The organism is Vibrio japonicus, assembly GCF_024582835.1.
GTDB classification, from domain to species: Bacteria; Pseudomonadota; Gammaproteobacteria; order Enterobacterales; family Vibrionaceae; genus Vibrio; species Vibrio japonicus.
The window spans coordinates 765,113-791,357 of record NZ_CP102096.1 but is presented as its reverse complement, the minus strand read 5'-3'; the positions used below and the strand labels follow the sequence as shown (position 1 = coordinate 791,357).

The window sequence follows — 26,245 nt, the reverse complement described above, 5'->3', positions numbered from 1 at the left end:
GATTAGTTGTTCTCAGCCAATGCAGCCAACTGATCCGCTTGGTGTTCTTGGATCACTGGGTCAATCAAAGTCGCCATATCCCCTTCCATCACTTCATTTAAGCGGTAGATAGTCAGGTTGATACGATGATCAGATACGCGACCTTGCGGGTAGTTGTAAGTACGGATACGGTCACTACGGTCACCTGAACCTAGCAGGTTACGACGCGTATCAGACACTTCCGCTGCACGTTTTGCTTCTTCCGCTTGGATGATACGCGCAGCCAGAACAGCCATCGCTTTCGCTTTGTTCTTGTGCTGTGAACGCTCGTCCTGACACTCTACTACTGTACCAGTTGGCAAGTGAGTAATACGGATTGCAGAATCCGTAGTGTTAACGTGCTGACCACCCGCGCCTGATGCACGGAAAGTATCAATTTTCAGGTCTGCCGCTTTGATTTCTGGAATTTCTGCTTCTGGAATTTCTGCCATTACCGCAACCGTACACGCAGAAGTGTGAACACGACCTTGAGATTCCGTTGCTGGAACACGTTGTACACGGTGACCGCCAGACTCAAACTTCAGAACGCCGTATGCGCCGTCGCCACTCACTTTAGCGATCATCTCTTTGTAACCGCCGTGCTCTGCTTCATTTGAAGACATCACTTCAATACGCCAGCCTTTCTTCTCTGCGTACTTGCTGTACATACGGAATAGGTCACCAGCGAAGATTCCCGCTTCGTCACCGCCCGCGCCTGCACGAATTTCTAGGAAGCAGTTGCGGTCATCATTTGGGTCTTTTGGCAGTAGCAAAATTTGCAGCTCATCGTTTAAACGCTCAATCGCCGCTTTCGCTTCTTTGATCTCTTCCTGAGCCATTTCACGCATTTCTTCGTCGTCTTCGTTTGCCATCTCTTCAGCAGCAACAAGGTCTTCTTGCGCTTGCTGGTAGGCTTGGAAACACTTAGTGACTTCTTCTAGCTGAGAGTACTCTTTTGATAGTGCGCGGAATTTGTCTTGGTCACCAATGACATCTGGGTCGCCAAGCAGGTGTTGAACTTCTTCGTAACGCTCAACGAGTGTTTCTAGCTTAGTTAGAATCGAGGCTTTCATAGTTTTCTTAACTCAGGGTTTTAATTAGGAGTCGTCGACTGATTATCAGTCTTCTAGACCCAAACTTTGTCTAATAATAGCGAGTTTAGCTGGCTCGCCTTGCTCTGCCGCACTTTTCAATGCTCTTGTAGGCTCATGGATCAGTCTATTGGTGAGCTTGTTGCTCAGTTCCAATAGAACTTTCTCTGGATCGGCCCCAGCAGCGAGAGACTGGATACTTTTATTTAATAACTCGGAGCGAATTTCATTTGCGCAGCTGCGGTAGTCGCGAATACTGTCGACGGCTTGTAAAGAGCGCAGCCAAGACATAAACCCCGCACTTTCTTCACTGACGATGGCTTCCGCTTGAATCGCTTCAATTTTTCGCTGTTCCATATTGTTTTCAACAATCGATTGAAGGTCGTCAACAGTATAGAGGTATGCGTCGTTTAACTCACCGACTTGAGATTCGATATCTCGCGGGACAGCGATATCGACTAACAGCATTGGCTGAAAACGTCTCGCTTTAAGCGCCGTTTCTACCATCCCCTTACCGATAATAGGAAGAGGGCTTGCGGTCGAACTGATCACGATATCGGCTTTAGGCAAATAATCTGGGATTTCAGGCAGCCCGATGATTTTCGCACCAAACTCTTGAGCAAGAGGCAGCGCTCTTTCTCGGGTTCGGTTCGCCACAATCATCTTTGTACACCCATTGCCTGAAAGGTGTTTCGCCACCAACTCTATGGTTTCACCCGCTCCGACAAGTAAAACCGTAGAATCTTCAAGTGACTCAAAAATATGTTTAGCCAGCGTGCAGGCAGCATACGCTACAGACACGGCATTGCCACCGATATCTGTTTCTGTGCGTACGCGTTTCGCGACAGAAAACGTTTTTTGGAACAGCTTTTCCATCGCAGAATCGACCGCTTTGTGCTCTCGGGCGTCGGTGTAGGCTTGTTTTACTTGTCCCAGAATTTGCGGCTCGCCAAGAACTAACGAGTCCAACCCGCACGATACTCGCATCAAATGGCGGATTGCCGCTTGCTCTTCATAAGTGTACAGACTGGGTTTCAGAGATTCTGGACTCACTTGGTGGAACAGAGACAGCCACTCAATAATTTTACTTTTCCCAGCTCCCTTAACGTCACAGTAAATCTCAGTTCGGTTACAAGTGGACACAATGACACTGCCATTAACCGCTGAATTCTCACTGAGCTGCTTAAGCGCTTCAGGTAACTTATCCGGTCCAAAGGCAACTTTTTCACGCAGTTCAACCGAGGCCGTATTATGATTGATACCTATAGCTAGCAAAGACATGTATCGCGAGTTCTCTGAATCAGAAATGAATAAATAGGGACGGAATTTTACTTGATGACCCAATTTAATTAAAGGGCATTAAGGATATGTTTTCTTTAGTTCGTGATTTCAGTGATATAGTGTGACACAAGAAAATCAAAACTTGGATAAATAAACAACAATGATGACGAATTTTCGCCCTCTTTGGATTCTCGCTCTCAATGTGCTGATTTTGTCAGGTTGTGCAACCGTCGAGCCCAGTACGACCAATGTAGAGTGGGATACACATCAACAACGTTTAGATACCATCACTCAGTACAGTTCTAACGGCAAATTAGGGTACATTGCACCAGATCAGCGACAATCACTGAATTTTCAATGGAAACACTCTCCTCTCACTAAACAACTGAGACTCACCACCTTTTTAGGGCAAACCGCTCTCAATCTAAACATCACACCGCAAGGTGCAATGGTCGAAACCTACGACAACGGTACCTATTCATCCAAAGATGCCGACTCTCTGATTTACCAACTGACTGGATTAACCATCCCCGTAGATCAATTGAGCAATTGGTTGTTAGGAGATCCGACAGGAGCAGATGCTTATCAACTCAACGATACCAACACTGTTGCAACGCTCAATAAGAGCATTGATGGGCAACTTTGGCAGCTCGAATACATTGAATACACAGACATCCAATATTCAGGCGTTGCCTTGCCTCTTCCTAAAAAGCTCAAACTCAAGCAAAACGATATCTCGATTAATATTGTCATTACCAAGTGGGATCTGAATTCATGATCAATGCAACCACCTCGTGGCCCTCTCCAGCCAAACTTAATTTGTTTCTCTACATCACGGGGCGCAGAGACAATGGCTATCATGAACTACAGACTTTGTTCCAGTTTTTAACCCACGGTGACGAACTTACGATTACCGCAAACCATAGTGGGGAGATTACTTTAGAACCGGAAATTCCGGGAGTTGCCCTGCAAGACAACTTAATATGGAAAGCGGCTAAAGCGCTGCAAGAAAGAAGTGGCACGTCCTATGGCGCGCATATCCAACTGAATAAAGTCTTACCTATGGGTGGCGGTATTGGTGGTGGTTCGTCCAATGCGGCAACCACGCTTGTAGCCCTCAACCACCTGTGGCAAACCGAACAATCAGAAGACACGTTAGCGGAAATCGGCTTAAAACTCGGTGCAGACGTACCCGTATTCACGCGAGGATTTGCCGCTTTTGCTGAAGGGATCGGCGAACAACTGACCGAAGCAGAGCCGGAAGAAAAGTGGTACTTAGTGGTAAGACCCAACGTAAGTATCGCGACTGTTGATATATTTACTCATCCGGATTTGATCAGAAATACACCAAAGCGAGAGCTGGCAACACTTCTTGACGCTGATTACGGAAACGATTGCGAAAAAATTGTCCGAATGCTTTATCCAGAGGTTGATAAGGAACTTTCATGGCTGCTACAATATGCGCCGTCAAGATTGACTGGGACTGGATCGTGCGTTTTTGCTGAGTTTTCAAGCGAAAGCGAAGCACAAAATGTCCTTGATAAAATATCTGACAACGTCTCCGCATTTATTGCGCAAGGTAAGAACACCTCACCTTTGCATGAGACTCTGGCTAAGTACCAATTAGCCCACAAACAATCTATCTAAAAACTGGACGCAACCCTGAGGTTTCCACCGTGCCTGATATGAAGCTATTTGCTGGTAACGCTACACCTGAACTAGCCCAACGTATTGCTGATCGTCTTTACATCTCTCTTGGTGACGCATCTGTTTCTCGTTTCTCTGACGGCGAAGTCGCTGTTCAAATCAACGAAAACGTACGTGGTAGCGATGTTTTCATCATCCAATCTACCTGCGCACCAACTAACGACAACCTAATGGAACTAGTAGTGATGATTGACGCAATGCGCCGCGCTTCAGCGGGCCGTATTACTGCAGTTATCCCTTATTTCGGCTATGCACGCCAAGACCGTCGTGTTCGTTCTGCTCGTGTACCAATCACGGCTAAAGTTGTTGCAGATTTCCTTTCTAACGTTGGTGTTGACCGCGTTCTTACTATCGACCTTCACGCTGAACAGATTCAAGGTTTCTTCGACGTACCAGTAGATAACATCTTCGGTACTCCAGTACTTCTTGAAGACATGCAAGCTCGCGGCCTAGAAAACCCAGTTGTGGTTTCTCCTGACCTTGGTGGTGTTGTTCGTGCTCGTGCAACGGCTAAAGCGCTAGGTGATATCGATATCGCTATCGTTGACAAGCGTCGTCCACGTGCAAACGTTTCTGAAGTAATGAACCTAATCGGTGATGTTGAAGGTCGCGACTGTGTGATCGTTGACGACATGATCGACACTGGCGGCACATTATGTAAAGCAGCAGAAGCACTAAAAGAGCGCGGTGCTAAGCGTGTATTTGCTTACGCGACTCACGCTGTATTCTCAGGTAACGCTGCGCAAAACATCGGCAACTCAGTTCTAGACCAAGTGATCGTCACTGACTCAATCACTATGCCTAAAGAGATGGAAGCGACGGGTAAAGTAACCACGCTAAGCCTATCTCGCATGCTTGCTGAAGCCATTCGTCGCATCAGCAACGAAGAGTCAATTTCTGCAATGTTCAACTAATTCGAACGTTTCAGTACACTGATTTTAAAACACCCCTTTTTTGGGGTGTTTTTTATTTTCTGTCCACGAGTTTTTCTCACCTCGCCCGATGTGAGAATTCTGTGCTATCATACTGCGCTTTTTGAGATTCCAAGAGAGATCCTAACCTTGAGTCAACAAATTAAACTTCTCGTCGGCCTAGCTAATCCGGGGCCTGAATATGCAAAAACTCGACATAATGCGGGAGCTTGGGTAGTAGAAGAGCTAGCACGCGTCCACAACATCACACTGAAGAATGAAGTGAAATTCTTCGGCATGACAGGGCGTATTACGATGAATGGTCAGGATCTACGACTACTTATCCCTACCACCTTTATGAACCTCTCTGGTAAAGCTATTGCCGCTTTGGCAAAGTTCTATCAAATTAAACCAGAAGAGATAATGGTAGCGCACGATGAGTTGGATTTGCCTCCTGGTGTCGCTAAGTTTAAGAAAGGCGGTGGTCACGGCGGTCACAATGGTCTTCGCGACACAATTAGCAAACTTGGCAATTGCAAAGATTTCTATCGTTTAAGGATTGGTATTGGCCATCCTGGACACAAAGATAAAGTAGCAGGTTTTGTTCTTGGTAAAGCACCTGCAAAAGAGCAAGAGCTTCTTGATGCAGCAGCAGATGAGTCTGTCCGCTGCCTAGACATTCTATTAAAGGATGGCTTATCAAAAGCACAAAACCGTCTACACACGTTCAAAGCTGAATAAGGTTATCATCATGGGTTTTAAATGTGGCATCGTTGGCCTACCAAACGTTGGTAAATCAACTCTGTTTAACGCACTAACTAAAGCGGGCATCGAAGCAGCGAACTTCCCGTTCTGTACAATCGAACCAAACACTGGTGTTGTACCAGTGCCAGATCTACGTCTGGATGCATTAGCGAAAATCGTTAACCCACAGAGAATTCTGCCTACAACAATGGAATTCGTAGATATCGCAGGTCTAGTGGCTGGCGCATCTCGCGGTGAAGGTCTGGGTAACAAATTCCTAGCAAACATCCGTGAAACTGACGCTATCGGTCACGTTGTACGTTGTTTTGAGAACGAAAACATTGTTCACGTTGCAGGTAAAGTATCGCCTATCGAAGATATCGAAGTGATCAACCTTGAACTAGCAATGGCTGACCTTGATTCTTGTGAACGCGCTATCCAGCGTAACGCGAAGAAGGCAAAAGGCGGTGATAAAGACGCGAAATTCGAACTAACAGTATTAGAAAAGCTGTTACCTATTCTAACTGAAGGCGGCATGGCACGCACAGTTGAGCTATCTAAAGAAGAGTTAGCAGCGATCGGCTACCTAAACTTCCTAACGCTTAAGCCAACTATGTACATTGCAAACGTGAACGAAGATGGTTTCGAAAATAACCCGTACCTAGATGCAGTTCGTGAGTTCGCAGAAAAAGAAAACAACGTAGTTGTACCTGTATGTGCAGCTATCGAGTCTGAGCTATCTGAACTTGAAGACGAAGATCGTGAAGAGTTCCTAGCAGACATGGGGATCGAAGAGCCAGGTCTTAACCGTGTAATTCGTTCTGGTTATGAACTGCTGACTCTGCACACATACTTCACAGCTGGTGTAAAAGAAGTTCGCGCATGGACAATCCCTGTAGGTGCGACAGCTCCTCAAGCGGCAGGTAAGATCCACACTGACTTCGAAAAAGGCTTTATCCGCGCTGAAGTTGTTGGTTACGATGACTTTATCCAGTACAACGGTGAAAATGGTGCAAAAGACGCAGGTAAATGGCGTCTAGAAGGTAAAGAATACATCGTTAAAGATGGTGACGTTGTTCACTTCCGCTTCAATGTATAACTTTTACCCAAGTTATTGAGTTTACAAGCCAGCTTAATTGCTGGCTTTTGTTTATCCGCTCGATTGAAAACCATTTTAATTCAAAGTGGAATGTCATTTTGTTATCTGTTTTTGATCATTAACACGCCTCTTTGTTTAAAAAGAAACCGAACAAGCCGTTTTGGCCAATTTATTCAAAAAAACTGTTGACGGATCTAACTCAACTTCGCATAATGCGCGCCGTTCCCGACGATAAGGCAACGAAACGACGAGAACGAAAAACATGGTATTGGCTACGTAGCTCAGCTGGTTAGAGCACATCACTCATAATGATGGGGTCACAGGTTCGAATCCCGTCGTAGCCACCATTCCTAAGTGTTCTTTTTATTAAGAGCAACTAGGAATAGATGCGGAAGTGGCGGAATTGGTAGACGCACCAGATTTAGGTTCTGGCGCCGCAAGGTGTGAGAGTTCAAGTCTCTCCTTCCGCACCATGTTTTCTCGAAAGAGAAATTAGTCTTTTAAGACTATGCCTGCAGGTCTATCGCCAAGCGGTAAGGCAGCGGCTTTTGATGCCGCCATTCCCTGGTTCGAATCCAGGTAGACCTGCCATTATTTATAGGTACAGTGGATAACATCCTTTGATGCCCATCTATTGTCCCTGGTTCGATTGAAAGCAAATCGAGCATTTTTTCAAAGTGTTAAGCCTTTCACAAAAAGGGCTTGTCACTAAGAGCGCGAAGGTTTATATTGTCTCGCTCAAATGGCTACGTAGCTCAGCTGGTTAGAGCACATCACTCATAATGATGGGGTCACAGGTTCGAATCCCGTCGTAGCCACCATTAATTTCGATTGCTAGCTAAGGCTAACAGTCCTGTAGAATCAAGACGCGGAAGTGGCGGAATTGGTAGACGCACCAGATTTAGGTTCTGGCGCCGCAAGGTGTGAGAGTTCAAGTCTCTCCTTCCGCACCATCTTGACATTCTACAAACAAATCATGCGGAAGTGGCGGAATTGGTAGACGCACCAGATTTAGGTTCTGGCGCCGCAAGGTGTGAGAGTTCAAGTCTCTCCTTCCGCACCATGATTGAAAGTCTCTTTGATTAGAGCAACTGCAGGTCTATCGCCAAGCGGTAAGGCAGCGGCTTTTGATGCCGCCATTCCCTGGTTCGAATCCAGGTAGACCTGCCATTATTGATAGGTACGATGGATAACATCTTTTGATGCCCCATTCATTGTCCCTGGTTCGGCTATAAACAGCCTGCCATACAACTTCATAACGCTTTTACCAATTAGCGGTATGAACACAAAATTGATGCGGAAGTGGCGGAATTGGTAGACGCACCAGATTTAGGTTCTGGCGCCGCAAGGTGTGAGAGTTCAAGTCTCTCCTTCCGCACCATGATTGAAAGTCTCTTTGATTAGAGCAACTGCAGGTCTATCGCCAAGCGGTAAGGCAGCGGCTTTTGATGCCGCCATTCCCTGGTTCGAATCCAGGTAGACCTGCCATTATTGATAGGTACGATGGATAACATCTTTTGATGCCCCATTCATTGTCCCTGGTTCGGCTATAAACAGCCTGCCATACAACTTCATAACGCTTTTACCAATTAGCGGTATGAACACAAAATTGATGCGGAAGTGGCGGAATTGGTAGACGCACCAGATTTAGGTTCTGGCGCCGCAAGGTGTGAGAGTTCAAGTCTCTCCTTCCGCACCATGATTGAAAGTCTCTTTGATTAGAGCAACTGCAGGTCTATCGCCAAGCGGTAAGGCAGCGGCTTTTGATGCCGCCATTCCCTGGTTCGAATCCAGGTAGACCTGCCATTATTGATAGGTACGATGGATAACATCTTTTGATGCCCCATTCATTGTCCCTGGTTCGGCTATAAACAGCCTGCCATACAACTTCATAACGCTTTTACCAATTAGCGGTATGAACACAAAATTGATGCGGAAGTGGCGGAATTGGTAGACGCACCAGATTTAGGTTCTGGCGCCGCAAGGTGTGAGAGTTCAAGTCTCTCCTTCCGCACCATTTGGCTACGTAGCTCAGCTGGTTAGAGCACATCACTCATAATGATGGGGTCACAGGTTCGAATCCCGTCGTAGCCACCATTAATTTCGATTGCTAGCTAAGGCTAACAGTCCTGTAGAATCAAGACGCGGAAGTGGCGGAATTGGTAGACGCACCAGATTTAGGTTCTGGCGCCGCAAGGTGTGAGAGTTCAAGTCTCTCCTTCCGCACCATCTTGACATTCTACAAACAAATCATGCGGAAGTGGCGGAATTGGTAGACGCACCAGATTTAGGTTCTGGCGCCGTAAGGTGTGAGAGTTCAAGTCTCTCCTTCCGCACCATGATTGAAAGTCTCTTTTATTAGAGCAACTGCAGGTCTATCGCCAAGCGGTAAGGCAGCGGCTTTTGATGCCGCCATTCCCTGGTTCGAATCCAGGTAGACCTGCCATTATTGATAGGTACAGTGGATAACATCTTTTGATGCCTCATCTATTGTCCCTGGCTCGGCTCAAAGTAGCCTGCCATACAACTTCATAACGCTTTTACCAATTGGCGGTATGAACACAAATTGATGCGGAAGTGGCGGAATTGGTAGACGCACCAGATTTAGGTTCTGGCGCCGCAAGGTGTGAGAGTTCAAGTCTCTCCTTCCGCACCATGATTGAAAGTCTCTTTGATTAGAGCAACTGCAGGTCTATCGCCAAGCGGTAAGGCAGCGGCTTTTGATGCCGCCATTCCCTGGTTCGAATCCAGGTAGACCTGCCATTATTATAGGTACGATGGATAACATCTTTTGATGCCCCATTCATTGTCCCTGGTTCGGCTATAAACAGCCTGCCATACAACTTCGTAACGCTTTTACCAATTGGCGGTATGAACACAAAATTGATGCGGAAGTGGCGGAATTGGTAGACGCACCAGATTTAGGTTCTGGCGCCGCAAGGTGTGAGAGTTCAAGTCTCTCCTTCCGCACCATTGGCTACGTAGCTCAGCTGGTTAGAGCACATCACTCATAATGATGGGGTCACAGGTTCGAATCCCGTCGTAGCCACCATATAAAACGTTGTTAAGAATACCAATTGTCTTAATGACTACGATCATGCGGAAGTGGCGGAATTGGTAGACGCACCAGATTTAGGTTCTGGCGCCGCAAGGTGTGAGAGTTCAAGTCTCTCCTTCCGCACCATCGATTAGAAACCCAGCTTTTGCTGGGTTTTCTTTTATCTACTTCTAGCGTTGATGAAAACAAAAAATCCAGCCGAAGCTGGATTTTTTGTTAGTGAAACCTATATAAATAAGCTTCTACCCTAGCAGTGCTAATGCCGAATTTGGCGCTTGTTTCGCTTGAGCAAGTACAGAACTAGATGCTTGGCTCAAGATCTGGGACTTAGTCAAAGCGGTGGTTTCTTTTGCAAAGTCCGTATCTTTGATGCGGCTCTTAGATGCATTTACATTTTCGTTAATGTTATCTAAGTTGTTGACCGCGTGATTGAAACGGTTTTGAAACGCACCAAGCTCTGCGCGATGGCTATCAACAAACTTCAACGCTGCATCAACAATCGCCACGGATTCCTGGGCGCCCCCAACCGTTGTTACATCGATAGTATCAACCGTCACCGCTTGAGCTCCTCCGAAGCTTAACTCAGTGTTCAAAGCGCCTCCGAACGTTACTGCGCCTTCAACTTTGTTATTATCAGCAAAGATCTGCATGTTCCCATCTTCATCAATCGATGCTTTCACCATATCTGTTTGGCCGTTGATGTAGGTAGCAAGCTCTTCTATGTCATCACCCGCTTTCGCATTAATCGTAATGGTCTGCGCATCGCCTGCTTTATCGGTAAGCGAAATGGTCAAATCATTTGCTGTACCGTCAACAGCCCAGTTTGCATCTTTAGCATTGGCGGCTTGATAGCTGTTTCCGCCCATCATCGTGTTATCGCTACGCATATTTTTCATCGTCAGCATAACCGCTTCACCATTGTCCGCCCCGATCTGGAACGACTTAGTCGCGAAGGTACCATTCAGTAGCTTATTACCACCAAACGATGTCGTTTCCGCAATTCTGTTAAGTTCATCGTTTAACGCGGTAATCTCTTCCTGAATCGCAACACGTTCAGATTTAGAGTTAGAACCATTCGCAGATTGGAGAGATAAATCACGCATTCGCTGTAGGATATTAGTTGTTTCGTTCATGGCGCCTTCAGCGGTTTGTGCCATAGATATACCGTCATTCGCGTTACGAACAGCGACATCTAGGCCACGGCTCTGTACGTTTAATCGATTTGATATTTGTAGGCCAGCGGCGTCATCTTTCGCACTGTTGATCTTAAAGCCTGACGATAGCTTCTCCATTGAGGCTTGCTGTGCACTCGTCGCATTATTCAAATGTCTCTGTGCTGTCATTGCTGAAACATTAGTATTTACGTTAACCGCCATAGTGGTCTCTCCTATTGATTTTCCGTTTGCCGGAACTTCCGAAAGCTTTCCGACGTCTCGGAAAACCAATGAGTTCTCTCAAAGTACCCTTATAACGACTAAAATTCGCTCACCTTTAGAGGATGAGCGATATTAAATAGCATTCACTTCGTTATTTCATAGGAAGTTAGATCGATCAGAGAGTTTTGAGATTCAACGTTAAAGTTTTCTGCCACTTGGACGGTAGGAGATTTGTGCCAGAGAGAGAAAAAGAAAGAAAGAAAGAAAGAAAGAAAGAAAGAAAGAAAGAAAGAAAGAAAGAAAGAAAGAGAAAAGAAAAAGCCCCTTTCCTTTGAGAGAACTGGGGCTAGAAGGTTAGCCATGCATTGCGGAGATCGAGAGAAATGATCAAAGCTTGGCTATTGTCACATAAGCAAATAATCCAAGAGGCAGGTATGAGAGAGAGCCTCGATGAACGATTACCTATGCTTGCCATCAAATCTTCACTAACCCCACGTCTGGGTTTGCGTCAGTGAAGATATTGACTACTACTGCAATAGCGACATTGCAGAGTTTGGCAATTGTTTTGCTTGAGCGAGAATAGAAGTACCCGCTTGTTGCAGAATCTGAGATTTCGTCATTGCCGTTGTTTCTTTCGCGAAATCAGTGTCGCGGATGCGGCTGTTTGACGCTTCAACGTTTTCTTGGATGTTAGCCAAATTGTTGATGCTATGACTTAAACGGTTCTGTTTTGCACCAAGGTCAGCACGCTGAGAATCTACATATTTCAACGCCGCATCAATAATACCCACAGCATTTTGAGCACCACCGACATCACGTACATCGATATTCTGAACGGTTGTCTGAGCACCAGCGCCTCCAACAAGGCCAAGCTCACCAGACAAAGCACCAGAGATAGCTAGGTTGCCAGATAAGTTTGGTTCTGCAGCAAAAACCTGCAGCTTGCCATCTTGATCGACAGACGCTTTGAGTAAATCGGTCTGACCATTAATGTACGTTGCCAGCTCCTCGATATCATCACCTGCTTTCGCAAGGATATCGATGGTGACTGCTTCGCCATCTTTAGTCGTAAATTCAAATTTAAGATCTTTAGCTGCCGCTGGTACACCCCAGTCTTTACCTTTGCCTTGGTCAGCGACAAACGTTTGACCACCCATACGGAAATCGTCCGCACGAATATTAGTCAGACCCATAATAATCGCTTCACCTGAACTTGCACCGATCTGGAATGATGCTTCACCGAAGCTGCCATTCAGTAGTTTACGACCACCAAATGATGTTGTTTCAGCGATACGGTTAAGTTCGTCTTGAAGTGCAGTGATCTCTTCGTTGATCGCTCCACGTTCAGAGTCAGAGTTCGTGCCGTTAGCTGACTGAAGCGAAAGGTCACGCATACGTTGTAGAATCGCCGTCGATTCGTTCATCGCGCCTTCTGCCGTTTGTGCAATCGAAATACCATCGTTGGCGTTGCGCATTGCGACATCCAAACCACGAGACTGGGCGGTCAATCGGTTTGAGATCTGTAGACCGGCAGCGTCATCTTTTGCACTATTGATTTTCTGGCCCGAAGACAAACGCTCCATTGACGTTGTCAGATCGCCTGTTGCCTTATCAAGGTAACGCTGTGCGGTCATCGCCGAAACATTGGTATTTACTGTAATGGTCATAATTTGCTCTCCTAGTGAGTTCGCAAGTGCTTGCGAAGCGGCCAGCTTAATCTCATTTGGAAGCACTGACCGTAAAATGCCTTGCTAAGCAAAATTTTGCTTAAACCTGTTTTCAAACTCTAACTCAGTTAATTCAAGTTATGTGCCAAGTTTAAAATCTCATCAAGTTAATTTTAAACCATATAATTTTCAACAACTTAAAACCAAACAGAAAGGTAACTGTTTATCGCTTGTATTTTGTCCAATACCGGCGGCAAGTAGCTTGCCGCCATATTGCCACCTGATTGCCTTACACTATGTTGTTAAGTAACTTGTCAGGTTGGCTATTTTCCTAATGAATCGCTCTTAAGGCATGGCTCTTAAGAGAGCAATATCAATTAGATATAGTTAAATAACGTTAAATCTTTTGTTTTTCCGAATGCTTGCTGCGAAGCCTGCAGAGCACGCGAGTTTTCATTAAATTCGATGATCGCGTCTGCATAATCCAAATCTTCAAAGTTACTCTGAGATTTAGCCAGAGTTAGTTGGAAATCATCATGCTGCTCTTCTTGAATATCCAGCGTGCTTAATCGCGCTCCGATATCGGATCTTGCTTTGTTTAAATGAATAAACGCGGCATGGAACTCTTCCGTTAACTGGTGAAGTTTTGCCGTATTAGACGCATCGGACACAGAACCAGTGGCCAACTCCATCGTCTCTTTAAACGTATCAAATACACTGTAGGTTTTGCGTGGCTCCAAGGTAATCGCATCACCCTTGGTAATTTGGCCTTTTACCTGAATAGAAACATCTTCAAATTGAATGCCTTTTGATGGCTCAAACGTATCCGCTTTTACAACGGAGCCATCTCGTTCCAACTGATAGCCGTATTTACCCTCAGGCATATCCACAAACGTGACGGTATACGTAGACTGGTCATCTGGGTTTAAATTGGTGGCACGTTCAAGTAACAGCTCTGACGCTTCCTGCAAGTTATATTGAGGTTCAAAATCACCAAGTGGGTTATCGATTTCCATAAACAACTTATTGCCAGGGTCATTAATCGGCATGACTAAGCTATTAGAAATTTTCATATTTCGCTGGTAACTATCGCCTGCGTAGGTCACTTCTCCATTTCTATCACGGAAGAATGGTTGATTCTTGGGCTTAGTGCCTGCAAAGATATAATTCCCGCTTTCATTCTGAACATTCGCCAAAGTGAAGAAGTTGTTCGCCATCTCCTGAATTTCTCTACGTTTTGCCATTCGATCTTCAGGAGAGAGCGAGCCGTTGATCATTTCCATGACTGTGCGTTTCGCTTCATCTGTCGTACTTTCCGCATTGGAGATAATCGCTTCTTGGTTCTCAAGGCGATTACGCGTTAACACGATAGCATCAGTGTATTGGCGAAGTTGTTCCTTCTGTTGGCTGAGGTTCTGCACATAGTGAGTCGCCAACGGGTCATCACTGGCTTTCATCAGTTTTTTGCCAGAAGCCAACTGCGCTTGGTTATGATGCACTTGAGTTTCTTGACGACGAAAATCGTTTTGCACTGACTGATAGTTATGGAAGCTAGAGATTCTATTTAACATTTACCCTCCCTATCTCAATGCCAGAATACTGTTAAAGGTATCGTTAGCCGCTTGCATAATGCGCGAAGAAGCCATGTAAGCTTGTTGAAATTTCATCATGTTGGCGGCCTCTTCATCGAGATTCACACCAGAAATGGAAGCGACCCGTTCTTGTGCAGATTCTTTTTCCAAACGAGAAACATCCGTCAAACGCGATGCAGTAGACATCTGCAAGCCGACGTCCGTGTTTAAGTTGTGGTAAATATCCACTACCGTCGACTCACCATCATTGAGTTTTTTCTCAGTCTGGATATTTTGCATTTTTAGCAAGTTACCGTTGTCACCTTCTGATGGGACAAGGTTTGCCGTAAATTTGTCGTTGGCTAATGCGCCCTCTGATAACTCAAATGTTGTCCCTTGCACGGTCACAGCCCCTGCTGGTGGGTAAGCCTGTGGCGAGAGAAGGATTTTCCCTTTTGGATCGGTGACGGCAAATTGCTTCCCATCAGGGGAAATAATTACCTCAAACTCGCGCAACGCGCCGACGTTTTCAATGGAAAACTTGGCATCTCCTTGTGCAAAAGTGGTCGATGCCTCATAGCTTTGAGCCGCGATGTGGTTGGGATCATTGGTTTCCATCTTGATCTGAGCGGCACCGTTACGTGTTGGCCTTAACAAAACTCGCTCACCTGCAGCCAAGTCCGAGTTAATTTCGATTCTAAGGCCATCGACTGTAATCGCATTGCCAACAACAGGCACTGCGGTCTGTTCTCCATTTGGGCGAGTAAGATAATATTCGCTACCCGTCGATTGAAGTGAATACTCACCCCCAACCAATTTTGACGTATCTTCAATGTAGACCGCTAAATCAGCGTTAGAGTTGGTCGATGTCACCACGCGAGATTTAGCCGCTATGTCAGAGTTGACGTCAGTGAACATAAGCCCACCGACATTACCTTTAAGGTCTAATCCCTGCGATTGCAGCTCATTGATATCGTGAGAAAATGCGGTCGCTAATTTACCGAGCTCATCCATAATCTGAGGAATTTTTTCATCTCTCATAGACAGCATCGCGCCCACTTTACCGTCAATATCTTTGGTCGTTATGGCTTTAATACCTTTACCTTCGACCATCGCGAGGCGGCGTTGATGCACATCTGGTTGACCATCAATCATGGTGAGTTGACTCGCTTCCGTACCAGATACCAAAGTGTGACCATTGCCAATATGAACGTTAAAACCTTCCGAGTTCTTACGCGGAGTCACGGTCACTTTGGTGTACTCTGACAGCTCGTTAATAAGCTGTTCATGCTGGTCCATCAGGTCATTATGAGGGCCAGGCGTGCGCATCATGAGTCGATGTAAATCTCGAATTTCAACCGCAAGTTGGTTCATTCGCTCCACGCCTAATTCCAACTTCTTATTGGTTACATCGGACTGGCGGCGAATGGTTTCGTGGAAGTCATTCAGGTTTTGAGTAATCAACGTCGCTTTTTCGAGAACGACCTTGCGAGCACCAACATCATTAGGGGTATCCGCAAGAGATTTGACCGCATCAAACCACTCGTTTAAGTTTTCAGGAATTTTTTTAGACGCCACAGACGAAAGCATATCTGAGAGCATCTCAAGATTACTTTCATCATCAAGTTTTCTCGCGTGGCTTGTGGTCGACAAATTGAGTTCATTGACGGCAAACTGATCCCACGATCGGCGAACATTTTCCACATGCACGCCCATACCATAGGACTCCCCACCGAACTGGCGCGGCATGTTTGTGCCTTGTATCACCGATTGACGGCTATAACCCTCGGTATTCACATTCGAGATGTTATGACCAGTGGTGTTTAGTTGTCTCTGAGCCGTCAGTACGCTTTGCGAACCAAGATTCAGCAGATCAGACGCCATATTGCCCCCAAAAAACCTTAAAAATCAGCCTAAACTGAGTATCTAATAAAGAAATAGCAATATGTGTGCCAATGGCATGTATACGGTGAGAACTTTATGAATAGGAAGATGAACAGGAAGATATGGAGAAATAAAAGACTATGTTGAAGAAATAAAAACTCACCCGCAGGTGAGTCTCGATTACATTTGGTCGATTTTCGCTTTCACTCGTAAGACTTTACTCGCGTATTGTGGGTCTGTCGCATACCCCGCTTTATGAATGCCTTCAATAAATCTTTCTGAGTTTCCACCATGACGAAGTGCCACTGTATAGCGAGGGTTGTCATTCAAGAAACGCACATAGTCGTTGAAGCTTTCCTCAAAGCTATTGTAAGAACGGAATGCCGCCTTTTCTTTAACAGGTACACCTTGATGATATTCAAGGGTTTGAGTCGCGACTTTGCCCCCACTCCAGCTTCTATCAGCTTTAATGTTGAACAAGTTGTTGCTGCTACCAAGGCTGTTACTGACTAACTTTTTACCCCACCCCGTTTCCAGTGCAGCCTGAGCCAGTAATAGAGACGAGTCTACCCCTAATGCTCTTGCCGCTTTTTGGGCGTAAGGGCGCATTGATGCAACAAAGGATTCTGGAGAATCGAAAGAGTGTTTCGCCGGAGCCACGTCTACACTCTGCTTAGCAGCAACGTCGATACTCTGACGAGGCGCTACTTCAGGCGCTGGTTTTTCCGCTTGCGCTGCTCGTGCTCGATCCACTTTTTTCATCAAGGCTTCAAAATCGGTGTTACGGCTTGAAGCATTAGGATTTTCAACGGAACCAGACGTTAACTGCGCAACGATCATGTCTGCCAACCCCAATGAACCGGATGAGCTGAGTTCACTCGACATTTGCTCATCCATCATTTGGCGGTAAAACTGCTGATTCTGGCTATCCATCAATCCCGATTCAAAGGTAGAGTTTGCATCGCGCATTGATTTGAATAGCATCGACGTAAAGATCGCTTCAAACTGTCGTGCTGCTGAGGCCAATGCCTGCTTTTCACCCTGTTCATCGCCATTAACCGCTTGTTTACGAAGCTGATCTAAGCCTGCGATGTCATGAATAAAGCCAATATCGTTACCGTTATTAATCATGCTCTACTCCGTTAAATGATGATCAGTTGGCCTTCAATAGCACCAGCTTGTTTTAGCGCTTGCAGGATAGCCATGAGATCCGAAGGGGCGGCACCGACTTCATTGACGGCACGAACCAAATCATCCAATGTTAGGCCAGGTTCAAATTTAAACATCTTGCCCTGCGCTTCAGTAACTTCAATATCGCTATCAGGGACGACAACTGTCTGACCGCCGCCAAATGCATTAGGTTGGCTCACGTTTAAGTTCTCTTTTATCGCTACCGTCATCCCGCCATGAGTGACTGCTGCAGGCTTCAAACGCACATGTTTGCCTACGACGATAGTGCCAGTACGAGAGTTGACGATAATTTTCGCTGATCCCTCTGCCGGGTTAAACTCCAAGTTTTCTATCGCTGAGAGAAATGCAACGCGTTGTGAGATGTCTCTTGGCGCTCTGACTTTAACCGAAGCAGCATCAACAGCAGAGGCCATTTGCGGACCTAAGAAATTATTGACCGCGTCAGCCATACGCTGAGCAGTCGTAAAATCGGATTCAAGTAAATTAAATGTGATGTAGTCACCGCGGCCAAATGGTGTTGGGATTTCACGTTCCACAATCGCACCGTTTGAAATCATGCCTGCTGTTGGGTTGTTGCCGACAATTTTAGAGCCATCCGCACCCGTTGCGCTAAAGCCACTCACAACTAAATTGCCTTGTGCCACGGCATAAACTTGCCCATCTAAGCCTTTCAGCATGGTTTGCATCAGCGTGCCGCCGCGTAAGCTTTTTGCCGCTCCGATAGAAGAAACCGTCACGTCTATGGTTTGGCCTTGCTTAGAAAATGCAGGAAGCTCTGCGGTAACAATAACTGCCGCCACATTCTTAGTTTTAGGCTTTGTACCCGGAGGAAGCTGAATACCAAACTTCTGCAACATGGCATTAAAGCTTTGATCCGTAAAAGGCGTTGATTCGCCTGTACCAGGCAAACCCGTAACCAGGCCATAACCGACCAATTGGTTACTACGTACACCTGCAACTTGTGCAACGTCTTTGATACGTGCGGCGTGTACTTGTGTTGCCAAGAGCAATACGCTGGTGAATACAAGAATCAACTTCTTCATCGGGGATACCTTTAATTCTATCTCTGTGCCAAATAAGTGACTTCAGACGGGACTAAAGAGATACATTAAAGAATCGTGCCAAGAATCCCGGCTCTTGCATGTCTTGTTGATTGCCCGTTCCAGAGTATTGAATACGCGCATTCGAAATTCGGTTAGAAGCAATTGAATTATCGTAAGAAATGTCATCAGGGCGAATCGTTCCACTCAGGCGAATGTATTCGTCACCTGTGTTGAGCGTTAACCATTTTTCGCCACGGATCACTAAATTTCCGTTAGCGAGAACTTCGATGACTTCGACAGTGATAGAACCAGATAGGCTATTGCTTTGATTTGCCGCTGCGCTGCCACTGAATGAATTGTCATTGCTCAAATTGTACGAGAAGTTATATTCACCCAATTCTAACTGCTTACCACCCACTTCGACTGGGTCCATGGTGGCGTCATTGTTTTTCGATAGATCGGCATCTGAACTTTTAGCAGCTTTCGTACTTTCGTTCAGCGTGACAGTAATAATGTCTCCGACACCTCTCGGCTTAGAGTCGTCATACAGGCTAGTTGAACGCGCGGCGCTGAACAAAGATCCTGTTTCTGCTGCGTAGTGTTCTGGTTGTTGCTTTGGATGAATTGGAGCCCAAGCAGGATCGCCGGCAACCGGATCTTTTCTGCCTCGGAGTGTATCGACAATGCCACTTTCGTCATCCGCCGATTTGTCACCTTCAACCGCGTCCACAGTCGTAGTACCTTGCGCGACGTCTGATGTTTCTACTGGTGATGGCATCAAACTGCACCCAGACATCACACTAACCATTAATAGAGCAAGTAAACGACTCATCAATCTATCCTCTACACTACGCGATTAAAGTTGCTGGTTAACGAAGCTCATCATCTTATCAACCGCTGAAATGACTTTTGAGTTCATTTCATACACGCGTTGAGCTTCAATCATATTGACTAACTCTTCCGTAACATTCACGTTGGATGTCTCCAGCATTGACTGACGAAGATCACCAAAACCATCCAGCCCTGGGACGCCTTCCTGCGGATCGCCACTTGCACCCGTCGGTAAATAAAGGTTTTGCCCAATCGGTTCCAAACCGCCTGGGTTAACAAAATCTACCGTAGTAATCTGACCAACCACTTGGTTGTCCTGCTGACCACGAACACGTACAGACACCTCACCGTCTGTACCAATCGTAATGCTGATCGCATCTTCTGGAATCGCAATTTCAGGCTCCAATGCGTAACCGGCACCGGAAGTCACAATCACACCTTCATCGTTAACCGTGAATTGACCATTACGTGAATAACCGATGTTGCCATCTGGCATCAGGATCTGAAAGAAACCGTCTCCTTCGATCATCATATCCAAACTGTTGTTTGTGGTTTGGGTATTGCCCTGAGTATGCACTTTTTGAGTTGCGACCACTTTAGAACCCGCACCCAGCATTAAACCGCTCGGCAATTCTGTATTCTGTGAAGACTGACCGCCCGGCTGGTTAATGTTTTGGTAAAAAAGATCTTCAAACACCGCGCGGCTTTTTTTGTATCCCACCGTCGAGGCGTTCGCGAGGTTGTTCGAAATCGTTGAAATGTTTGTTTGCTGAGCGTCTAAGCCCGTTTTACTAACCCATAGTGCCGGATGCATAACAATCTCCTAAATTTATTAGCTCATACGAAGCAGAGAGTCAGACGCTTTGTCCATCTCTTCTGCTGTGCTCATCATCTTGACCTGCATTTCAAACTGGCGTTGAAGGTCAATAAGGCTCGTCATTTCACCAATGGCATTGACGTTACTGCCTTCAATTGCACCAGTAAGCAGTTTGACACCCGCATCTGCTTCATATGCTGCAGTAGGATCTTTTGCTCGGAATAAGCCGTTAACATCTTTGAATAGTGATTGGTTGTTGGTGCGAGTTAGCTTGATACGATCAACAATTTCCATCGCATCCGCAGGCGCACCTTGGGGAACCACGGAGATCGTGCCATCTGTACCGATTTCTACTTTGCTAACAGGGATAGGCAGTGTGATTGGTGCGCCGTTTTCACCTAATACTAGGTTTCCATTGCCGCTGGTCAGTAATCCATTAACATCAATTTTCAGGTTACCATTTCGGGTAAGACCTTCTTTGCCTGTCTTGTCGAGTACCGACATCCAACCATCGCCTTGTATCGTGACATCTAAATCACGACCTGTGGTAATGACACTACCTTGTTGGAAGTTGTGGCCTGGGCGCTCTGTCATGCTAAACACTCGGCTAGGTAAACCTTCGCCGTAAGCCTGCATAGAGCGAGCTTGTGCGAGATCAGCTCGGAAACCTGTCGTACTGACGTTTGCCAGGTTGTTTGCCCTAAGCTGCAATGCCTGCATATTTTGTTTGGCACCGCTCATAGCGAGAAAGAGTGCGCGATCCATAAACTTGCTCCAACAATCACAATTCGGATCAATTAAAGCAATTGATGTGCCAATAATTTATATCTATATATTTCAATAAATTACATTGAAAACGGAGAAAAAGAAGGATGTATGCGAAGGAATTTGCCTCAGGTGGCAACAATGGCAAGCGAGTTATTGCCACCCGCTTGCCATCAATATCATTCAAATAATGCCTAAAAATTATCGAATTTGTAGGATTGTTTGCTGAGTTTGGTTGTGCACTTCTAATGAACGAGAGTTCGCTTGGAAGTTACGTTGAGCAGAGATCAAATCAACCAGCTCTTGAGTCATATCGATATTAGATTGTTCCAAGGTACCGCTATTAATGGAGCCAAAAGAACCTTTGTTCGATTCACCCCAGATCTTATCACCAGAGAACTGTGTTGAATCCCACTGCGTACCACCCTTCTTATCCAGACCTTGCTCGTTGGCAACACGCACTAGAGCAACACGCCCAAGAGTGATGTTTTCTCCGTTTGAGTATGTGCCTAGGACACTACCATTCTCGTCAAAGTCCACTTTGGTTAAGAAACCTGTGGTTGCGCCATCTTCATCGAATTTGGTCAGCTCAAAAGGAGCGGCAAATTGAGTCGCATCGCTAAGGCCAAACGACAAGACTTGTGTTGCGTCGGCACCATTAAGTTCAACCGGGTTAGCTCCAGCACCCAACGCTTCAGATACAACGTTTTGGCCATTATTGATACTTGCTAAAGTGCCATCATTGTAAAACTTCATGGTATGTCCAACATGGCCCGATGGCGAGGTTGCATCACCACCAGCAATGTTGATCGGCTTTTCACCCGCACTATCAGTCACAGTGTAGTAAGTTTGCCATGTGTTTGGCTGAGTCTGATCTTTTAGGTAGTACGTAGTAAGCTTGTACGACTGTCCCATAGAGTCATAAATCGTCGAGGACGTCGAACGGTTATAGGTTTCTGGATCAGTGTAATCAAACAGCGCAGGATCACGTAACTCACCACTTGCTGGTAAATTCACGCCAACCTCAATATTGGACGTTTGCTTTGGCTTACCAAATTCTTTTGGAATGTTAATCGGTGATGGCTCATAAGAGAGTACATCGCCAGTTTCTTCGTTCACCTGATAACCCAGCAGAAATTCATCATTCGATGTCACCATGTAGTTATCTTTATTTAGGTGAAAAGCACCATTACGTGTTAGCTCGTTTGTAACTGGGGCTAAGCGATCTTTAGCGACTGCAAAAAAGCCTGTACCACTGATGCGCAGATCCATTGGGTTGTTTGTATAAACACTTGAACCTTCATGAAATTGCTGAGCAACTTTCTGCGCCTGAACACCACCACCTGGTGTTGTTTTCGCGTTGGTAAACAGTGAATTAGAGTAAACATCACCAAATTCTGCACGTGACTCTTTAAAGCCGTAAGTATTGGCGTTGGCGATGTTATTACTCGTTGTGTTCAAATCTAACTGTGCGGCAGATAGACCGCTTAATGCAACATATGACATTCCAAAATCTCCTATCTAGCTAGCATATCTACTTTATAAAGAGCTACGCTTTACCAACTTCTAGTACTTCAGCAAGTCGAACTGGCGACTCAAAACCAGCCAGATTGAGCAGTACGTTTCCATCACCTTTACCAAGAAGAACACTGTTGACGTTTGCATACGTTGAAACCTCAAACTCTTTGCTCTCCCCTTCCAGCAAACCTGCGGCTTTCACCTTGTATTTGCCTGCTGGCAATGGATTACCGTTTTGGTCTTTGCCGTCCCATTCAACACGATTGTCACCCGCTGGCGACGCACCTGCATCAAAGGTTCGGACAAGCTGGCCCATTTGGTCTTCAACCCTCACCATCAAATTGTCGACAGATTGAGGGAGCTTAACCATCGCGGCCATTCCACCGTCATCCTTTTTAACACCCGCAGCACCCGGTACTAAGACATCACGACCAACAAGTGATGAAGCCTGAAGTGCTTGATTTGACGTCATCGAAGCATTCAAAGTTTCAAACTGGTTGTTCATTTTGCCAATACCGTCTACGGTTGCGAATGACGCCATTTGCGCAATCATCTGGTCATTGCTAACCGGCTTAAACGGATCTTGTTGAGCGAGTTGCTTGGTGAGCAATGATAAGAAGTCCTCTTGTTTCAGGTCTTGCTTACCCGTAATCTCATCCGGCTTATTCTTCTCTTGAAGCTGTTTAAGCTGGTCGATATAGGACAAGCTGTTTTGACCAACATTATTAATGTCACCGGCCATACGTTACCTCCTTATCCTTATTGACCCATCTGCAGCGTACGCAGCAGCATTTGTTTACTTGCATCTGCCACTTGCACGTTCGTTTGGTACGAGCGAGAAGCAGAAATCATATTAGCCATTTCTTCCATCACGTTAACGTTCGGTTTATAGATATAACCTTCATTGTTCGCGAGCGGATGATCAGGGTTATATTCCGCATTCAGTGGCTTATCGCTTTCTACTATCCCCATCACCTTCACTGGCACAGTATGTTCACGCCCATACTTTGCTTTACTTAACTCAGCACCAAATACAGCATGGCGAGCCTTGTAAGTGTCTTTCGCTGAGCTAGAGATACTGTCTGCATTCGCCAAGTTGCTAGAGGTCGTATTTAGACGAACAGATTCAGCGCTCATGGCAGAACCAGTTACATTGAATACATTAAATAAGCTCATCTAATTATTCCCCTTTGATTGCTTTGGTTAAGTTTTTGAACTTACTTCCTAAGAAGTCTAGTGATGCTTGGTGTCTGATTTGGTTTTGCATAAACAAGTTACGCTCAAGATCCACATCGACCGTATTGCCATCACCAGTGTCAGGTTGAGTTGGAAGACGATACATCACTTCCCCTGTCATTCGTGAAGAGGCAGGAATATGCCGACCATCAGTACGTTGAAGTCCAACGCTTGCCTCTGATGTTGCCGCCTGCAGTGCCTTTTTAAAGTCCATCCCTTTCGATTTGTATCCAGGCGTATTCGCCTGAGCAATGTTAGTGGACATCACTTCAGCATTGCGCTCACGCAATCCAACGGTATGTTGGTGAATCCCGAGAGCCTTATCGAAAGAAATAGTCATATGAACCTCTACACAAAGAACTGACCGTTATTATTAAAAGAGTAAGCAATTAGCGTACCAAATTTAAAAAAACCATGCGTGAATGACGTACTTATTAAAACTATCACCAATAGGCACGGAGCAATAAATACGCCAAGTTTTTAAGTGTGATTGCTATCAAGGCTGGAATGTCGCTGTCAGTATAACAGAAGAAAATCGCCTTAAATGTGAACAAAAAAGCCCAGCTAAAATCGCTGGGCTTAACGTAAATCAGATACTTATCATTTGAGCTTATATATGATGCCGGGATTACATCGCACCATTTCGAAACGGTCGCTCAACCCGGTTAACGACTCCGAGGCACCAAGCAACAGGTATCCACCTGGATTCAAGCTGTTAGCCATTTGGTTCAACACTTTCGATTTCATCTCTGGCGAAAAGTAAATGAGTACATTTCGACAGAAAATGATGTCAAATTTGCCTAGCAGCGCATAACTGTCCATTAAGTTTTGCGGGCGGAAGTTCACTAATCGCTTAACGTTATCTTTGACCTTCATTCGGCCATCACCCGCGTCTTCAAAGAATGTACGACGGCGGTCAGGTGACAACCCCCGACCTAACGCAAGACTGTCATAGACACCTGCTCGACACATATCAAGCATATTGGTTGAAATATCCGTAGCGGTAATGGAAACGCTCGATAGCATCCCCGGCTTTCGCTGTTGCGTCTCCAACACTGTCATTGCCATAGAGTACGGCTCTTGGCCAGAGGAACTTGCCGCTGACCAAATCTTAATCGGGCGTTTATTTGCCGCCATTTCAGGCAATAACTTGTCAGCTAAAACAGTAAACGGATATGTGTCACGAAACCACAGCGTTTCATTGGTTGTCATAGCGTCAACCGCCGCAATACGCAGCTCACGATTTCGTCCTGTCACAACATTTCTTAGTAAATCAGACAGCGAACCCAGATTGAATTTGCTTACCAAAGGGCTCAGACGACTACGGACCAAGTACTGTTTACTATCCCCTAGCACGATGCCACATTGAGACTCTAGAAAACGGCTAAAATCGCGATACTCTTGATCGCTAATAGTTATTGCTGTCATTAATTTCTCTTTATTCTGTAAGTGCAGATTTCACTGCATTACCAAGCTCATCTGGGTTAAATTTTGCAATAAAAGAGTTTGCGCCCACACGTTCGACCATCGCTTGGTTAAAGACACCACTCAAGGAAGAGTGAAGAATAACATAGAGATCTTTCAAATCCGCGTTACGTCGAATTTCAGCGGTGAGCGTGTAACCGTCCATTTCTGGCATTTCGATGTCAGAGATCACTAACGAGATTTGCTCATAAACACTGCCCGACTTAGCCATTTCCAGCAGTTTTTCGTAAGCATCTTTACCATCTTTGACGGAAACCACTTCAAAACCAAGTGAGGTGATTGCTCGCTCCACCTGCTTTCTTGCTACTGTCGAATCATCCGCAATCAGGATACGACGAACAATGTTCTTTTCGACTTCAGCTTGTGCGATTTCTTCACCGATGGTTGAGTCCATCGTTTCATCAACTGGCGCAATTTCAGCGAGAATTTTCTCTACATCCAGAATTTCAACGAGCTCATTATCAATATTAGTCACCGCGGTCAGGTAGTTGGCTTTACCCGCACCTTCTGGTGGTGGAAGAATCGCTTCCCAATGCATGTTAACAATTCGCTCAACTGAGGAGACTAAGAATGCCTGAATGGAACGGTTAAACTCCGCAATAATCACAAACGCTTTATCAATGTCCGTGGTCGGTCGACCGCCAATCGCTAAACTCAAATCAATAACGGAAACAGTATGGCCACGAATGTGCGCGATCCCTTTCACTAAAGGATGCAAGTTTGGCATTGCTGTAAGCTTAGGACACTGTAGAACCTCTTTTACCTTAAATACGTTAATGCCATAACGCTGGCGTCCCATCAGACGAAACGTTAAGAGTTCTAATCGGTTTTGACCGACGAGTTGAGTACGCTGATTCACTGAGTCAAGAATACCCGTCATAAGCTCTTCTCCAATTCAAACTTTTTGCCAAAAAATGATAGTCTACGTAATGCCATGAAAATTACGAGAAAT

At 45.6% G+C, this 26,245-nt stretch carries 22 protein-coding genes and 21 tRNA genes; 26 read left to right on the top strand and 17 right to left on the bottom strand.

Features of this window, described 5'->3' with window-relative positions; genetic code table 11:
* Positions 1–2: 2 nt before the first annotated feature.
* Complete coding sequence (gene prfA / locus NP165_RS03870; protein ID WP_257085005.1) at positions 3–1,091, bottom strand: peptide chain release factor 1; 1,089 nt, start codon at positions 1,089–1,091, stop codon at positions 3–5.
* Between the two features lie 45 nt (positions 1,092–1,136).
* Positions 1,137–2,390 carry a glutamyl-tRNA reductase gene (hemA, locus tag NP165_RS03865; protein WP_257085004.1) on the bottom strand — a complete coding sequence of 418 codons (1,254 nt, stop codon included), beginning with the start codon at positions 2,388–2,390 and terminating at the stop codon, positions 1,137–1,139.
* A 160-nt stretch (positions 2,391–2,550) separates the two neighbouring features.
* Between hemA and lolB the strand changes: the two genes are divergently transcribed.
* The 26 genes from lolB to NP165_RS03735 all read left to right on the top strand — a co-directional run bounded on the left by lolB (position 2,551) and on the right by NP165_RS03735 (position 10,035).
* Positions 2,551–3,168, top strand: a complete 618-nt coding sequence (gene lolB, locus NP165_RS03860) for a lipoprotein insertase outer membrane protein LolB (protein WP_257085002.1) — start codon at positions 2,551–2,553, stop codon at positions 3,166–3,168.
* A complete protein-coding gene (ispE, locus tag NP165_RS03855) occupies positions 3,165–4,037 on the top strand; it encodes a 4-(cytidine 5'-diphospho)-2-C-methyl-D-erythritol kinase (protein WP_257085001.1) in 873 nt (290 codons plus the stop codon). The genes lolB and ispE overlap by 4 nt, the downstream gene beginning before the upstream one ends.
* 29 nt (positions 4,038–4,066) lie before the next feature.
* Positions 4,067–5,011 carry a ribose-phosphate pyrophosphokinase gene (locus NP165_RS03850; protein WP_257085000.1) on the top strand — a complete coding sequence of 315 codons (945 nt, stop codon included), beginning with the start codon at positions 4,067–4,069 and terminating at the stop codon, positions 5,009–5,011.
* Positions 5,012–5,158: 147 nt separating this feature from the next.
* Complete coding sequence (pth, locus tag NP165_RS03845) at positions 5,159–5,749, top strand: aminoacyl-tRNA hydrolase (protein ID WP_257084999.1); 591 nt, start codon at positions 5,159–5,161, stop codon at positions 5,747–5,749.
* 10 nt (positions 5,750–5,759) lie between these two features.
* On the top strand, positions 5,760–6,851 hold the full coding sequence (gene ychF / locus NP165_RS03840; protein WP_257084998.1) for a redox-regulated ATPase YchF: 1,092 nt from the start codon (positions 5,760–5,762) through the stop codon (positions 6,849–6,851).
* 270 nt (positions 6,852–7,121) lie between these two features.
* A tRNA-Met gene (locus tag NP165_RS03835) sits at positions 7,122–7,198 on the top strand.
* A gap of 41 nt (positions 7,199–7,239) precedes the next feature.
* Positions 7,240–7,324 (top strand) — tRNA-Leu (locus NP165_RS03830).
* Between the two features lie 43 nt (positions 7,325–7,367).
* Positions 7,368–7,442 (top strand) — tRNA-Gln (locus tag NP165_RS03825).
* A 153-nt stretch (positions 7,443–7,595) separates the two neighbouring features.
* Positions 7,596–7,672 (top strand) — tRNA-Met (locus tag NP165_RS03820).
* A gap of 47 nt (positions 7,673–7,719) precedes the next feature.
* Positions 7,720–7,804, top strand: a tRNA-Leu gene (locus NP165_RS03815).
* 25 nt (positions 7,805–7,829) lie between these two features.
* Positions 7,830–7,914 (top strand) — tRNA-Leu (locus NP165_RS03810).
* Between the two features lie 32 nt (positions 7,915–7,946).
* Positions 7,947–8,021, top strand: a tRNA-Gln gene (locus NP165_RS03805).
* Between the two features lie 126 nt (positions 8,022–8,147).
* Positions 8,148–8,232, top strand: a tRNA-Leu gene (locus NP165_RS03800).
* Positions 8,233–8,264: 32 nt separating this feature from the next.
* A tRNA-Gln gene (locus NP165_RS03795) sits at positions 8,265–8,339 on the top strand.
* 126 nt (positions 8,340–8,465) lie between these two features.
* Positions 8,466–8,550, top strand: a tRNA-Leu gene (locus NP165_RS03790).
* Between the two features lie 32 nt (positions 8,551–8,582).
* Positions 8,583–8,657 (top strand) — tRNA-Gln (locus NP165_RS03785).
* Positions 8,658–8,783: 126 nt separating this feature from the next.
* Positions 8,784–8,868: transfer RNA gene (locus NP165_RS03780), tRNA-Leu, on the top strand.
* 3 nt (positions 8,869–8,871) lie between these two features.
* A tRNA-Met gene (locus tag NP165_RS03775) sits at positions 8,872–8,948 on the top strand.
* A gap of 47 nt (positions 8,949–8,995) precedes the next feature.
* A tRNA-Leu gene (locus NP165_RS03770) sits at positions 8,996–9,080 on the top strand.
* A gap of 25 nt (positions 9,081–9,105) precedes the next feature.
* Positions 9,106–9,190: transfer RNA gene (locus NP165_RS03765), tRNA-Leu, on the top strand.
* A gap of 32 nt (positions 9,191–9,222) precedes the next feature.
* Positions 9,223–9,297 (top strand) — tRNA-Gln (locus NP165_RS03760).
* Positions 9,298–9,422: 125 nt separating this feature from the next.
* Positions 9,423–9,507: transfer RNA gene (locus NP165_RS03755), tRNA-Leu, on the top strand.
* Between the two features lie 32 nt (positions 9,508–9,539).
* A tRNA-Gln gene (locus NP165_RS03750) sits at positions 9,540–9,614 on the top strand.
* A gap of 125 nt (positions 9,615–9,739) precedes the next feature.
* Positions 9,740–9,824, top strand: a tRNA-Leu gene (locus NP165_RS03745).
* A 2-nt stretch (positions 9,825–9,826) separates the two neighbouring features.
* Positions 9,827–9,903, top strand: a tRNA-Met gene (locus NP165_RS03740).
* A gap of 47 nt (positions 9,904–9,950) precedes the next feature.
* Positions 9,951–10,035 (top strand) — tRNA-Leu (locus tag NP165_RS03735).
* Positions 10,036–10,151: 116 nt separating this feature from the next.
* On the opposite strand, the gene NP165_RS03730 is transcribed toward NP165_RS03735, so the two are convergent.
* The 15 genes from NP165_RS03730 to NP165_RS03660 form a co-directional block, all read right to left on the bottom strand.
* Positions 10,152–11,285, bottom strand: a complete 1,134-nt coding sequence (locus tag NP165_RS03730) for a flagellin (protein ID WP_257084997.1) — start codon at positions 11,283–11,285, stop codon at positions 10,152–10,154.
* Positions 11,286–11,812: 527 nt separating this feature from the next.
* Positions 11,813–12,952 carry a flagellin gene (locus NP165_RS03725; RefSeq protein WP_257084996.1) on the bottom strand — a complete coding sequence of 380 codons (1,140 nt, stop codon included), beginning with the start codon at positions 12,950–12,952 and terminating at the stop codon, positions 11,813–11,815.
* Positions 12,953–13,329: 377 nt separating this feature from the next.
* On the bottom strand, positions 13,330–14,523 hold the full coding sequence (gene flgL, locus NP165_RS03720) for a flagellar hook-associated protein FlgL (RefSeq protein WP_257084995.1): 1,194 nt from the start codon (positions 14,521–14,523) through the stop codon (positions 13,330–13,332).
* A gap of 9 nt (positions 14,524–14,532) precedes the next feature.
* Positions 14,533–16,407, bottom strand: coding sequence for a flagellar hook-associated protein FlgK (gene flgK / locus NP165_RS03715; protein ID WP_257084994.1), 1,875 nt, complete (start codon positions 16,405–16,407; stop codon positions 14,533–14,535).
* Between the two features lie 180 nt (positions 16,408–16,587).
* Entirely contained in the window at positions 16,588–17,538 is a 951-nt protein-coding gene (flgJ, locus tag NP165_RS03710; RefSeq protein ID WP_257084993.1) for a flagellar assembly peptidoglycan hydrolase FlgJ, read from the bottom strand.
* Positions 17,539–17,549: 11 nt separating this feature from the next.
* The gene (locus NP165_RS03705) at positions 17,550–18,641 is read right to left on the bottom strand and encodes a flagellar basal body P-ring protein FlgI (RefSeq protein ID WP_257084992.1); all 1,092 of its coding nucleotides are present in this window, start codon (positions 18,639–18,641) and stop codon (positions 17,550–17,552) included.
* 52 nt (positions 18,642–18,693) lie between these two features.
* Entirely contained in the window at positions 18,694–19,473 is a 780-nt protein-coding gene (flgH, locus tag NP165_RS03700; protein WP_257084991.1) for a flagellar basal body L-ring protein FlgH, read from the bottom strand.
* Between the two features lie 24 nt (positions 19,474–19,497).
* On the bottom strand, positions 19,498–20,286 hold the full coding sequence (gene flgG / locus NP165_RS03695; protein ID WP_257084990.1) for a flagellar basal-body rod protein FlgG: 789 nt from the start codon (positions 20,284–20,286) through the stop codon (positions 19,498–19,500).
* Positions 20,287–20,304: 18 nt separating this feature from the next.
* Positions 20,305–21,054 (bottom strand): flagellar basal-body rod protein FlgF, encoded by a 750-nt coding sequence (flgF, locus tag NP165_RS03690; RefSeq protein WP_257084989.1) that lies wholly within the window; start codon positions 21,052–21,054, stop codon positions 20,305–20,307.
* Between the two features lie 201 nt (positions 21,055–21,255).
* Positions 21,256–22,560: a flagellar hook protein FlgE gene (gene flgE / locus NP165_RS03685; protein WP_257084988.1), complete on the bottom strand. Its 1,305-nt coding sequence runs from the start codon at positions 22,558–22,560 to the stop codon at positions 21,256–21,258.
* 43 nt (positions 22,561–22,603) lie between these two features.
* On the bottom strand, positions 22,604–23,314 hold the full coding sequence (gene flgD, locus NP165_RS03680) for a flagellar hook assembly protein FlgD (protein WP_257084987.1): 711 nt from the start codon (positions 23,312–23,314) through the stop codon (positions 22,604–22,606).
* Positions 23,315–23,331: 17 nt separating this feature from the next.
* A complete protein-coding gene (gene flgC, locus NP165_RS03675) occupies positions 23,332–23,748 on the bottom strand; it encodes a flagellar basal body rod protein FlgC (RefSeq protein ID WP_257084986.1) in 417 nt (138 codons plus the stop codon).
* Between the two features lie 4 nt (positions 23,749–23,752).
* The gene (gene flgB / locus NP165_RS03670) at positions 23,753–24,148 is read right to left on the bottom strand and encodes a flagellar basal body rod protein FlgB (RefSeq protein WP_257084985.1); all 396 of its coding nucleotides are present in this window, start codon (positions 24,146–24,148) and stop codon (positions 23,753–23,755) included.
* A gap of 260 nt (positions 24,149–24,408) precedes the next feature.
* Entirely contained in the window at positions 24,409–25,236 is an 828-nt protein-coding gene (locus NP165_RS03665) for a CheR family methyltransferase (protein ID WP_257084984.1), read from the bottom strand.
* Positions 25,237–25,246: 10 nt separating this feature from the next.
* On the bottom strand, positions 25,247–26,173 hold the full coding sequence (locus tag NP165_RS03660; protein ID WP_257084983.1) for a chemotaxis protein CheV: 927 nt from the start codon (positions 26,171–26,173) through the stop codon (positions 25,247–25,249).
* Between the last annotated feature and the right edge of the window lie 72 nt (positions 26,174–26,245).